This window comes from Synechococcus sp. WC101, assembly GCF_047461555.1.
Taxonomy (GTDB): Bacteria; Cyanobacteriota; Cyanobacteriia; order Thermostichales; family Thermostichaceae; genus Thermostichus.
The window spans coordinates 1-12,025 of record NZ_JANSHG010000073.1; the positions used below are offsets into that span (position 1 = coordinate 1).

General features: G+C 61.9%; 10 protein-coding genes. 6 read left to right on the forward strand and 4 right to left on the reverse strand.

Going from position 1 to position 12,025, the window contains the following annotated elements:
* The first annotated feature begins 158 nt into the window (after positions 1 to 158).
* Positions 159 to 1,070, forward strand: coding sequence for an alpha/beta fold hydrolase (locus NW809_RS06640; RefSeq protein ID WP_228375314.1), 912 nt, complete (start codon positions 159 to 161; stop codon positions 1,068 to 1,070).
* Between the two features lie 268 nt (positions 1,071 to 1,338).
* Positions 1,339 to 2,142 carry an ABC transporter permease gene (locus NW809_RS06645; protein WP_206336834.1) on the forward strand — a complete coding sequence of 268 codons (804 nt, stop codon included), beginning with the start codon at positions 1,339 to 1,341 and terminating at the stop codon, positions 2,140 to 2,142.
* A 4-nt stretch (positions 2,143 to 2,146) separates the two neighbouring features.
* On the opposite strand, the gene metH is transcribed toward NW809_RS06645, so the two are convergent.
* Entirely contained in the window at positions 2,147 to 5,806 is a 3,660-nt protein-coding gene (gene metH / locus NW809_RS06650; protein ID WP_414401771.1) for a methionine synthase, read from the reverse strand.
* A 651-nt stretch (positions 5,807 to 6,457) separates the two neighbouring features.
* On the opposite strand from metH, the gene rpoD reads away from it, so the two are divergent.
* The 3 genes from rpoD to cobS are packed head-to-tail and all read left to right on the forward strand — an operon-like array spanning position 6,458 to position 8,889.
* Positions 6,458 to 7,672, forward strand: a complete 1,215-nt coding sequence (gene rpoD / locus NW809_RS06655) for an RNA polymerase sigma factor RpoD (protein WP_011431207.1) — start codon at positions 6,458 to 6,460, stop codon at positions 7,670 to 7,672.
* 24 nt (positions 7,673 to 7,696) lie between these two features.
* Positions 7,697 to 8,077, forward strand: a complete 381-nt coding sequence (locus NW809_RS06660; protein WP_228375312.1) for a DUF4342 domain-containing protein — start codon at positions 7,697 to 7,699, stop codon at positions 8,075 to 8,077.
* Positions 8,078 to 8,109: 32 nt separating this feature from the next.
* On the forward strand, positions 8,110 to 8,889 hold the full coding sequence (cobS, locus tag NW809_RS06665; protein ID WP_011431205.1) for an adenosylcobinamide-GDP ribazoletransferase: 780 nt from the start codon (positions 8,110 to 8,112) through the stop codon (positions 8,887 to 8,889).
* Between the two features lie 52 nt (positions 8,890 to 8,941).
* On the opposite strand, the gene NW809_RS06670 is transcribed toward cobS, so the two are convergent.
* Positions 8,942 to 9,874 carry a bifunctional riboflavin kinase/FAD synthetase gene (locus NW809_RS06670; RefSeq protein WP_011431204.1) on the reverse strand — a complete coding sequence of 311 codons (933 nt, stop codon included), beginning with the start codon at positions 9,872 to 9,874 and terminating at the stop codon, positions 8,942 to 8,944.
* A gap of 47 nt (positions 9,875 to 9,921) precedes the next feature.
* A complete protein-coding gene (locus tag NW809_RS06675) occupies positions 9,922 to 10,407 on the reverse strand; it encodes a CGLD27 family protein (protein ID WP_414401772.1) in 486 nt (161 codons plus the stop codon).
* Positions 10,408 to 10,540: 133 nt separating this feature from the next.
* On the opposite strand from NW809_RS06675, the gene NW809_RS06680 reads away from it, so the two are divergent.
* Positions 10,541 to 11,557 carry an FHA domain-containing protein gene (locus NW809_RS06680; RefSeq protein WP_414401773.1) on the forward strand — a complete coding sequence of 339 codons (1,017 nt, stop codon included), beginning with the start codon at positions 10,541 to 10,543 and terminating at the stop codon, positions 11,555 to 11,557.
* A 161-nt stretch (positions 11,558 to 11,718) separates the two neighbouring features.
* Here NW809_RS06680 and NW809_RS06685 read toward each other — a convergent pair.
* The coding region (locus tag NW809_RS06685) for a 6-phosphofructokinase (RefSeq protein WP_414401774.1) at positions 11,719 to 12,025 on the reverse strand (307 nt) is incomplete at its 5' end.

The following is a 12,025-nucleotide window of genomic DNA, read 5'->3' on the forward strand; positions in this document are numbered from 1 at the left end:
GAACCCCTTCGTCTCACCGCCTATCCTCCAGCCCGCCAAGCTGCGCTGTGGCGGGAGTACCCCAGAGGTTCTGATGGCAGCTTTTTCCGACCAGCTCGGAGAGAGCGGAGGGGATCCCTTAGAAGTGGAAAAAGCTGTATTCGTCGACTAGGGAGCTGATGCGGGAGCAAGAGCTACTGGAACGACTGCCCTTGGCGCAGCGTCTGGCGGAGTTGAGGGCCCGCATTCAAGAGATCCCGCTGCACAGGGTGCAGTTGGAGGGATTAAATCTGGCGGGAGCAGAGTCCTGCTGGGCCGCCTATCGGGAGCTGGGGCAAGGCGAGATGCCGCTGCTGTTTTTGCACGGCTTCATGGCCACTCACGCCAATTGGTGGCCGCTGATGCAAGGGTTGGGCGACCGATACCGCTGCATCGCCCTGGATTTGCTGGGGTTTGGTCAGTCCAGCCAACCGGCTCTGCGCTACGACATCGCCGTGGAGGTAGAGTTTGTGCGCGGGTTTGTCGAGGCGCTGCGCCTGCCTGAGCCGGTGTTGGTGGGCCACTCTTTTGGCGGCTGGGTGGCGGCGGCCTACGCCATTCGTTACCCCCTGCGGGGGTTGGTCTTACTGGCGCCTGCCGGGATCCGCGACGACAGCTTTGTCAAACGCTACCGGCACATGCGGCTTTTGCTCCGGGAAGGCGCGTGGGTTGATAGGCTGCTGCGAGCCGCCATCCCCCTGGCCCGTTGGGGACGTTGGGAGGAGCGACTGGCTTGGCTGCTGTGGCTGCGGGGATCCCTGCGCCAACAGCCGGTGGCCCGCCAATTTCTCCGCCAGCGCCTGCGCCCCCAAGCTGCCGTCGATACGGTCGAACGTCAGCTTCATGCCATTCAGGTTCCCACCCTAGTAGTTGCCGCTGAGCGGGACGACACCATTCCCCTCTGGCATTGCCAAGCCTATGCGGAGGGGATCCCTGGAGCCCAGCTCAAGATCCTGCCCGGTGCTGGACACGCCATCCCTGCCCTGCATGCGGAGCAGGTGCTGCCCTTGATTCGAGAGTTTCTGGAGAGCTTGAGCCCAAAGCTGGACTAAGGGACGCCGACTCCTCCCTTTAGGCAAGGTGGCTTTCCCGGATTTAGACTAAGAAACCGCCCTCATGCCGAGCTTCTTAGGCCGGCAGACAGAGAACCCCCTCGGCATTTCGGCTGCCTCGGCCCCCCCGCCAAAGGGAGAGGGGAGCGGCAGGCAGCATACAGTTTTGCTACATCTTGCCATAGGCAGCGAGCTATAGACTTGGAGGGAGGTAGGCTGGCAGCGCGGCCGCTTTTTCCGGCAGATCCCTGGGAGGGCAGGAAGGGGAGTGGCGAAGATACCCATCTGGCTGCGGGGAGTGAGCTATGCCATCTATGGCTTTCTCTACCTGCCGATTTTGCTCATTGCTGTCTATTCCTTTAACCGCGCCCGCTTCGGGTTGGTGTGGACAGGCTTTACCTTCGATTGGTACTGGGCTCTCTTTCGCAATGCTGCGATCTGGCAGGCCACGCAAAATACCCTTGTCTTGGCTGGAGTCAGCACCCTGGTGAGCACGCTGCTGGGATCCCTTTTGGGCTATGGGCTGTACCGCTACCGCTTCCCCGGCCAGAAGGCTGTGCAGGGACTGCTGCTGTTGCCGGTGGTCGTCCCCGACATTGTGATGGCCATTACCCTGCTGTTGTTTTACCAGTTGGTGCGCGCCTACACCGGCTGGTTTGAGCTGGGCCTGGGGACGATGGTGATTGCCCACATCACCTTTCAGATTGCCTTTGTGGCCATCGTGGTGCGCAGCCGCCTGCAGCTTTTGGATCCGGCTTTGGAGGAAGCCGCCTACGACCTCTACGCCAACACCTGGCAGAAGCTGCGCTACGTCACACTGCCGCTGGCCATGCCAGGGATCCTGGCCGCGGCGCTGCTGGCCTTTACCCTCTCCATCGACGATTTTGTGATCTCCTTTTTCACCAGCGGGCCCGAAAGCCAGACCCTGCCCATTTTGATCTACAGCACGGCGCGGCGAGGGGTGACGCCGGAGATCAACGCCCTCTCCACCGTGATCGTCGCGATAACCTTGGTTGCCGTGATGGGCTTTCCCCTGCTCAGCCGCTCCTCTAGGGAGAGGGGCCGGGGGTGAGGGATCAAGTATTGAAATAGCGGGCCGCCGGGTGGTAGGCGACGATGGCGGTGGTGGACTGCTCAGGATCCAACTGGTCGCTTTCGTCCATCCTCAGGCCGATGCGCTCCGTCTGGAGCAGCTCCAACAAAACTCGCTGATCGGCGATGTTGGGGCAGGCGGGATAGCCGAAGCTGTAGCGGGAGCCGCGGTAGCCCTGGTGCAGGATCTGGCGGATGTCGGGGCTGTCCTCGCCGCCAAAGCCCAGCTCCCGCCGGATGCGGGCATGGCACCACTCCGCCAAGGCCTCTGCCAGGGTGACGGCCAGGCCGTGGAAATAGAGATAGTCGGTGTACTGGCCCTCGGCAAAGAGGTGCTGGGCGTAGGCCGTGGCCTCTGGCCCCACTGTAACTGCCTGCATGGGGAAGACGTCCACCAGGCCGGTGGAGCGGTCGGCGAAGAAGTCGGCAATGCAGAGGCGCTGGCCGCTCTTCTGGCGGGGGAAGGTGAAGCGGGCCAGCTCCCGCACCTGGGGAGAAAGCCGAGGGCGATCGACAGTGGGCAATTGCAAATAGGTGGTGGAGCCGGGCTCTAGAGCAAACAGCTCGGGGAAGCTGGCCGGGTCGAAGAGGATCACCGTATTCCCTTCCGCCTGCGCCGGGAAGTAGCCATAAACCACCTGCGGGCGCAGCAAGTCCTCGGTAACAATCCGCTCCTTCCAGCGCTCGATCACCGGCTCCACCTGGGTGGCGAGAAACTGGGCAAACTCCTCCGCCGACTGGTCGCGCGGCTTGCGGATCTGCCACTGGCCGGCCACCAGGGCCTGCTTGTCGATGTAGAAGAAGACCTCCGGCCAGGGGATCTGATCCGGCTCGAGAACTTGGGATCCCCAGAAGGGGGGGATGGGCCGCTCGGTATCGAGGGTAACCGCCTCGGAACGACGGGTGTCTGCCCCGCCGTCGCCAGCCGAGACAGCAGGGGCAGGAGCGGCGCCCACGGTCACCTCTGGAGCCGGCAAGGTGGGATCCCTTTCCTCCACGGCTGCCGCAGCTTTCCTCTGGCGGTTGTCAGAGCGGGATCCCAGCTCGAAGTTATCCAGAAAACCCAGCCGGTCATCCCAGCGCCCGGCCGCCTTGGCCTGCATCAGCCGATCCATAAAGTGCAGGTCGGCAAAGGCGTCGCGGCCGTAGATGACTTGGCCCTTGTAGGTCTGGCGGCAGTCTTCTTCCACAAAGCGGCGGGTGAGGGCCGCCCCTCCCAAGATCACCGGCACGGTAATGCCCCGCTCGTTAAACACCTCCAGATTCTCTTTCATAAAGGCGGTGGATTTCACCAACAGGCCGCTCATGGCAATGCAGTCGGGCTTGTACTTTTCGTAGGCCTCGATGATGTTTTCCACCGGCTGCTTGATGCCCAAATTGATGACCTTGTAGCCGTTGTTGGTGAGGATGATGTCCACCAGGTTTTTGCCGATGTCGTGGACATCCCCCTTGACGGTGGCGATCAAGAAGGTGCCTTTGCACACCTCCCCGCCTACTTTTTCCATGAAGGGCTCCAGGTATTTCACCGCCGCCTTCATGGTTTCTGCCGACTGCAGCACAAACGGCAGTTGCATTTTGCCGGCGCCAAAAAGCTCCCCCACCTCCTTCATGCCGTCTAGCAAAAAGGTGTTGATGATCTCCAGGGGGGGGTATTTCTGCAGCGCCTCTGCCAGGGTCTCCTCCAGGCCGATGCGCTCGCCGTCGATGATGTGCCGCCGCAGCCGCTCCTCCAAGGGCAGTTTGGCCAGGGATCCGGTCGCCCGCAGCTCCTGCCCGGAAACCCCCGCAAACAGCTCCGTCAGCCGCGCCAGGGGATCGTAGGTGCAGATGCCCTCAGCGTTGAACTGGCGCCGATCCCAGATCAGATCCCGGCACACCTGCTGCTGTTCTTCCGGGATCTTGCTCAGGGGCAGGATCTTGGCGGCGCTGACGATGGCGGCATCCAGGCCGGCCTGGCGGCACTCGTGCAAAAACACCGAGTTCAAGACCACGCGGGCTGCCGGCGAGAGCCCAAAGGAGATGTTGGAGATGCCCAAGAGAATGTGGGCCTCAGGAAAAGCCTGGCGGATGCGGCGGATGGCCTCCAGGGTAGCCGCCCCGTTGGCCCGGTCTTCCTCGATGCCGGTGGAGATGGGCAAAGCCAGCGGGTCAAAGAAAATCTCGTAGGGCGGGATCCCGTACTCAACGGCCTGGCGATAGGCCCGCTCGGCAATCTGGAACTTCTTCTCGGCGGTGCGGGCCATGCCCTCCTCGTCGATGGTGCCGATGACCACCCCCGCGCCGTAGGTCTTGGCCAGCTCCAGCACCTTGAAGAAGCGCTCTTCCCCATCCTCGTAGTTGGTGGAGTTGAGCAGGCACTTGCCCCCGGCCACCTTGAGGCCGGCCTCCATCTTCTGCCAGTCGGTGGAATCCAGCATCAGGGGAATGGGTATCTGGGTCACCAGCCGCGAGACCAGCTCCCGCATATCCCGCACCCCGTCCCGGCCCACATAGTCCACGTTGACATCCAAGATGTGGGATCCCTCCCGCACCTGCTCCCGCGCCAGGGCCACCAGGCCGTCCCAATCTTCCGCATTCAGCAGCTCCCGCATCTTCTTGGAGCCGCTGGCGTTGAGCCGCTCGCCGATGATCAAAAAAGAGTTCTCCTGCAGGTAGGGCTGAGGGGCATAGATGGAAGCGGCAGCCTGGATGCGCTCGACGGAGCGGCGTTTGGGCCGCAGCCCCCGCACAGCCTCCACCAAAGCGGCGATGTGATCCGGGCGGGTGCCGCAGCAGCCCCCCACCACCGCCACCCCCAGATCCCGCACAAAGTGCTCCAGGTGGAAGCGCAACTGCTCCGGCGTGAGCTTGTAGTGGGCCTTGCCGCCGATGTTTTCCGGCAGGCCGGCGTTGGGGATGCAGGAGATGGGAAAGGGAGAATGGCGGGAGAGGTAGCGGATGTGCTCAGCCATCTTGTCCGGCCCGGTGGCGCAGTTGAGGCCCAGCACATCGATGGGGTAGGGCTCCAGGATGGCCAGCGCCGCCCCGATCTCCGTGCCCACCAGCATCGTCCCCTGCACCTCAAAGGTCAGAGACACCACCAGCGGCAGGCGGATCCCGCGCCGGGCAAACTCCTGCTGCACGGCCACCAGCGCCGCCTTGGTCTGCAGGATATCTTGACAGGTCTCGATGATGAGGAGATCCACCCCCCCGTCGATCAGGCCCCGCACCTGCTCGGCGTAGCTGGCCCGCATCTCGTCAAAACCGATGTGCCCTAGGGTGGGCAGCTTGGTGGTGGGGCCGATGGAGCCGGCCACAAAGCGAGGCTTTTCCGGCGTCGAAAACTCCGCCGCCAGCCGCTTGGCCAGGCGCGCTGCCGCCACGTTCAGCTCGTAGGCTTTTTCCGCGATCCCGTACTCGGCCAAGACGATCGAGGTGGCGCCAAAAGTATCGGTCTCGATGACATCGGCCCCCACCTCCAGAAAGCCCCGGTGTACCCGCTCCACCGCCTCCGGCTTGCTCAGCACCAGGATCTCGTTGCAGCCTTCTAGCTCCGGCCCGCCAAAATCCGCTGCCGTCAGGTTCTGGGCTTGCAGAGAGGATCCCATTGCCCCGTCGAAGACGATCACACGTTCCTGGAGATGCTGCAGGAAGGGATGGGTCATAGGCGGTGCGGCGCTGGCAGGGATCCTTTCCTTTTAAGGTAGTCTGATTTAAGGTAGCATTGAGCCACTTCCCCGGACTAGGCCAACCCAGGGATCCCCTAGACCAGGATCTCAGAGCCGGGACGGGGTGGGGTGAAGTTAAGATTTTCTTCGTCTGCCCCGTTGCTGTTTCCCCAAGGGCGGGCTAATTTAGGGAAGACATTTTGGTGTGAACGGCTACAGTTGCCTGCAGGGATCTTCCTCAAGGTCGCTTGCTGGCGGCTGCAATGCGCTCTTCTCCTTATAGGTTGGGGTGATTGAGGTGCTGAATATCCTGCCCTCTCAGTAAGTGGCCTGGATTGTGCCAGGGGATAGGCAAAGCCAAAGACTTGCCTTTCGAGATCTCAGGAGGTTTTACCCATCAAAACGGGTTTTGCGCCAGTTCGGTTAAACCCTATGAGCGATATCTGCTTCGAGATTGGCCTGAGCGATCGGTTGCCTAGAAGCGGGCGAGCTTGCCCGGCGCAAGTGGGGTTTGGGTCTGCGGAACTTGACTCCCTCCATCTGGCGTCAGGGGCCGCAGCAAAGTTGGAACCTGCTTCCCTCATTTCAGGGCCTAGAACCCCTTAGTCTCCTCCAGTTGTCTGTGATTAAAGTTACGAGGAACTCAGCATGGCTCAAGCAAAGGAATTGGTGCAGTCTGGTCATACGGCTCTTCTCGAACCGGATCTGGAAAGTTCATCCTCCATCCCTCTGGATGCGGACAATGAGGTGGATCCCCTCGAGACGGAACTGGATGCCAGTGACACTGATGCTTTTGATGAGGATGATGAGGACGACGAAGAGTCCCTCGAGGAGGATGCCGATGCTGCTGCCGCCGCTGCCAAGGGCCGTTCCAAGCGCAAAGCGGCCAGCAAGAAAAAACCCTACACCGATGACTCCATCCGCGTCTATTTGCAGGAAATCGGGCGTATCCGCCTGTTGCGGGCAGATGAAGAAATTGAGCTAGCCCGCAAAATTGCCGACCTGCTGGAGCTAGAGCGGGCTCGCGAGGCCGTTTTCCAGCGTATGGGCCTCTGGTCCGACCCAGAGGAGGTACCGGAGACGCTGTGGGCAGAAGAAGTGAAGATGTCCCTGCCCGAATTCCGGCGGCGCTTGCATCGGGGGCGACGGGCCAAAGAAAAGATGGTGCAGTCCAATCTGCGGCTGGTGGTCTCCATTGCCAAGAAATACATGAACCGGGGCCTGTCGTTTCAGGATCTCATCCAAGAGGGATCCCTAGGTCTGATCCGGGCAGCGGAAAAGTTTGACCACGAGAAGGGCTACAAGTTTTCCACCTATGCCACTTGGTGGATTCGCCAGGCCATCACCCGCGCCATTGCCGACCAATCGCGCACCATTCGCCTGCCGGTTCACCTTTACGAGACCATCTCCCGCATCAAGAAGGTCACCAAGCAGCTTTCTCAGGAGCTGGGCCGCAGGCCGACCGAAGAGGAGATCGCCACCCGCATGGAGATTACCATCGAGAAGTTGCGCTTCATCGCCAAGTCGGCTCAGCTTCCCATCTCTCTGGAGACTCCCATCGGTAAAGAAGAGGATTCGCGGCTGGGCGACTTCATCGAGTCGGAAGGGGAAACCCCCGAGGAGCGGGTGGCCAAGGTTTTGCTCCGAGAGGATCTGGAAAGCGTGCTGGAAACTCTTACCCCCCGCGAGCGGGATGTGTTGAAGCTGCGCTACGGCCTAGACGATGGCCGCATGAAAACCCTGGAGGAGATCGGCCAGATCTTCAATGTGACCCGCGAGCGGATCCGGCAGATCGAGGCCAAGGCGCTGCGCAAGCTGCGCCACCCCAATCGCAACAGTGTGTTGAAAGAGTACATCCGCTAGGATCCGGTCTTAGGATGGACTCAGTTGCCGCTGCCAACCGACGTGTGGAGCCTCTTCAGCATGAACCCCAATGAGACGCCGGATCCCAACTTTCCTGAGAAGGCCGACATAGAGGCCAAGGATGTACCTCCGGCCCAGGTGGAGTACCACGTGGAGGAGTTTAAGATCAGCGGGGACGAGCTGTTGGCCAAAATTCGCGAGCTGATCGAGGAGGCCAATGTTCGCCGCATTCTGATCAAAAATGCCGAAGGGCAGACGCTGATCGAGATCCCTCTGGGCGTAGGCGTGGCGGCAGGGGTGTTGGGGGCGGCTCTGTTCCCGGTGTTGGCGGCTGTGGGAGCGATCGGGGCTCTGGTGGCCAAGCTGACCATTGTGGTGGAGCGAACCCTTCGGGATGATTCTTAGCTGATCAACGTTGTTTTGAGCGTCCTGAACAATTGCGGCGCTTCTGGGCAGCCCTGACCTTCTACACTGCCTTGCCTTTGGGGCGGGCGGGCGGGCTACAGTTTGAGGGCATTGCCGCCTGGCTGCCGGCGGTGGGCCTGCTGTTGGGCGGGATCCTCACCCTGGCGGCGCTTTTGCTGCAGATTTTCCCGCCGCCGGTGCGAGCAGCTTTGCTCGTGGCTCTGTGGGTGCTGTTAACCGGCGGGCTGCACCTGGATGGGGTGGCTGACACTGCCGATGGGTTGGCGGTCAACGTCCCCAAAAGCTTTGCCGACGCGGAACGGCCAGCCGTCAACGGGCTATCCCGCCGCCTGCAGGTGATGAGGGACAGCCACACCGGGGCCTATGGGGTGCTCGCCTTGGTGCTGGTGTTGCTGCTGAAATTTGCTGCCCTGAGCAGCCTGCAGGTCTGGCCTCTCTTGCTCTTGGTGCCGGCCTGGGGGCGCTGGGGCCAGTTGCTCGCCATTGTCCTATACCCCTATCTGCGCGACCAGGGATCCGCCCGCTTCCTCAAAGACTCCACTTCCCTGCCGGGATCCCTGTGGCCGGGCACGCTGCTGTTGCTGGCCATCAGCGGGGGGGTGGGCTGGGCCGGGCTCCTGGCTTGGCGGCCTTTGCTGCTTTGGACGCTGGGATCCGCCCTGGGAGCCCTGGCCGTGGGCTATTGGCTCTACCGCCAGTTGGGAGGGCACACAGGGGACACCTACGGAGCTACGGTGGAATGGTCGGAAGCGATAGCCTTGTTGTGGGGATCCCTGCTTGGCCCGTCCTAGCCCCCCTCTCCTTTTGGGTTGGGATTGGGAGAGGGGCCGAGGGGGAGGGCCTCTAGACTAGGCCAACTTGCTCGGCCAAGCCCAATTGTTGGCGGGCCGTTTGGCAATCCTGCCGGATCTGCTGGATTAAGTCTGCCACACTGGGAAACCGCCGCTCTGGGCGGATAAAGCCTTGCAGCGCCACCTGCACCTCTTGCCCGTAGAGATCGCCTGTCCAATCCAGCAGATGCACCTCAACGGTGTGCTGCAGCCCGGCAAACGTGGGCCGATGGCCAATGTTCATCACCCCAGGCAGGGCTGCCGCCTCAGCAGGCACATTCACCCAAACGCTGTACACCCCGTCGCGGGGCAAAAACTTCTCCGGCGGCAGGCGCAGATTGGCGGTGGGAAAACCCAGCTCTCGACCTCGCCGATCCCCTGGCACCACCTCTCCGATCAGCCGGTAGGGACGGCCCAAGAGCTCCGTTGCCGCCGCCACCTCCCCCGTAGCCAGGGCAGCGCGAATGCGAGAGCTGCTCACCCGCTCCCCCTTCAGTTGCGCCTCCGGGATCACCTCCACCGGAATGCAGCGCTCGGATCCCCAAGCCTGGAGAGTTTGGGCATTGCCCGAGCGACGGTGGCCAAAGCAGAAATCCCAGCCGACGCTGAGATGGCGAACGCGCAAGCCCTGTTCCAGTACTGTTTGGATAAACTCTTGGGGCGGCTGGCGGGCAAAGGCAGGAGTGAAGGGGAGCAACACCACCTGCTCAAAACCCATCTGCGCCAGTAGAGCCAGCTTTTCGGCAGGGGGAGTGAGCAACAGTTGCCTGCGCCCCGTCAATACTTCTTGGGGGTGAGGATGAAAGGTGAGAACCGTGCGCACCCCCTGCAGGGAGTCGCGAATGGGCTGCAGCACTTTCTGATGGCCCAGGTGCAAGCCATCGAAGTTCCCGATGGCAACGGCGGTGGGTCGCAAGGTTTGAGCCAGGTCAGAAGTTACGTGCACCGCTTGGGATCCCGAACAACAGCTGATTAACCACCGCCCGACAATCTCTACCAGAGGGGCCAAAGCAAAGCCATCAGCCCGCTCAGGCCGGCCACAGCCCACAAGCTACGTCGCAGGCGCTGCAACATAGGGTCGATTTGATAGTGGACGATCAGCCGATGCTGCGCCAGCTCCTCGTCCGATTTCGCGTAGATCGCCCCATCGTACCAGCCACTTTCTTCATAGGGGATCCGCGCCTGCACCAAGCGCCGCCGCACATAGGCCCATCCCAAGTAGAGGTGGAGCAACACCAGGCTGAGCAAGGCATTGGCCCCCAGCACAGACCCAGAGACGAAGTGGCCCCAATCCCCGGCAAAGCTGCCCCAGACCAGCGGCGAAACCGCCAGCACGACCACCCCCCAAACAGCGAAGATTCGCTTGAGATAGGGGATCCACTCCAAAGCGGGCCAGGAAAAAGGAAAGGCCTCCCTCAGCTCTGCATACTGCCGCAGCGGCTGTTGCTCAGCAGGAATGGGATGGGAGGGATCCACCATATGGCCTTAATGTATCTACACAAAATGATACTGGCAGGCCCAGCCCCCCGCCAAGCCCAGCCCAGCCGCAGTTCAACCGAGGAGAAGAGGAGTATCGTATTAGAGTGTGGTCGCATCTACCTCTCGTTCTACCATGAGCGTCCCAGGCGAACCTGCCGCCACCACCGCCCCCTATGTGATCCTGAGAGAGCCGGACGGCAGCCAGAGGAAGTACATTCTCGCCGGAGCGACCGCTTGGACGCTGGGCCGCGATGAAGACAACGCCATCGTCCTGACCGATCCCAGCGTTTCCCGCCAACATGCCCTGCTGCAATACCTCGACAACAACAGCATCTATCTCATCGATCTGGGCAGCCGCAACGGCTCGTTCGTCAACAATCGCCGCGTCAGCATTCCCACCCTGCTGCAAGATGGAGATCACCTCACCCTCGGACAATCCCAGCTCGAGTTCCACAGCGGATCCCTGGCCAGCCCAGAACCCAGTCCTGCGGCCAAACTGTCGGACACCCTGGTTTTGCAAACCCGCTGGCTGATCTCGGTGGCCGTGGTGGATGTGCGCGGCTACGGACAACTGACCCAGCAACTGGACGAGCGCCTCCTCTCCCAGGTGATGGGCGATTGGTTCCGGCGCGGCGGAGATATCATTCAGCAGTACGGCGGCACTGTCGATAAGTACATCGGCGACGCGATCATGGCCGTCTGGTTTCATGCGCCCCAGGCCAATGAGGATCCCTTACAAGCTGAACAAGTGGGGATCGAGCTCGACGTGAAGTCGGTTTTGCGGGCCATGGTGAAGCTGTTTCAGATGACCGAGCAACTGAACGGCGAGTTTCCGCTGCCTTCTCCCCTGCGCCTGGGGGCGGGCGTCAACACCGGCTCGGCCATTGTGCGCCAGGTGGGCAACAACACCCGCCAGGAATACACCGCCCTGGGCGATACGGTCAATTTGGCCTTTCGCATCGAGAGTGTTACCCGCACCCTCAACGCCGACTTGGCCATCAGCCACGACACCTATACCTGCTTGGCGCAACAACTGGGACAGGCAGCTACCTGCTTTGCGCAGCAGGCGGTTCAGCTCAAGGGATATACCCACCCGCACCAGGTGTACTACTGCGATGTGGGGGCTCTGCAGGCCGTTCTCAGCACCTAGACCCCGCATCCCGATAGCTGGGGACGGCTCGCCGGGCCATGGGATCCCGCTGTTCTTCCAGAACCTTCTGCCGCTCTGTCGGCCGATGGGAGGGCAAGGCCCTTTCGACCGCACAAGAGCCCGACTCCTGACTGGGGTGAATCGGTGGTGGCAGAGCTTGATCAGGGGGAAAACCTGCGCAAAAGCTGCGGATCCACCTCGCCCACATAGGTATTCAGCCCGATAGCCGTGGCGATCAAAGCCCCATCCACCTCCACCCGCCGGTACTGGGCGATGGCCTCTGCCAGGGGCACATCCACCACGCGCCGATTTTGCCAGGCCACCATGCGGTCGTACTTGCCCTGGGCGATCAAGTCCACAGCCGCCACCCCAAAAGCTGCCCCCAGCAGACGATCCAAAGGAGAAGGGGTGCCTCCCCGCTGCAGATGGCCCAAAACCATCACCCGCGTCTCGATGCCGGTGCGCAGC

Coding starts and splice junctions, on each gene's coding strand:
- metH (WP_414401771.1), bottom strand. CDS start 5,806: ATGACCCATCCCTTCCTGCAGCATCTCCAGGAACGTGTGATCGTCTTC.
- rpoD (WP_011431207.1), top strand. CDS start 6,458: ATGGCTCAAGCAAAGGAATTGGTGCAGTCTGGTCATACGGCTCTTCTC.
- NW809_RS06675 (WP_414401772.1), bottom strand. CDS start 10,407: ATGGTGGATCCCTCCCATCCCATTCCTGCTGAGCAACAGCCGCTGCGG.
- NW809_RS06680 (WP_414401773.1), top strand. CDS start 10,541: ATGAGCGTCCCAGGCGAACCTGCCGCCACCACCGCCCCCTATGTGATC.
- NW809_RS06640 (WP_228375314.1), top strand. CDS start 159: ATGCGGGAGCAAGAGCTACTGGAACGACTGCCCTTGGCGCAGCGTCTG.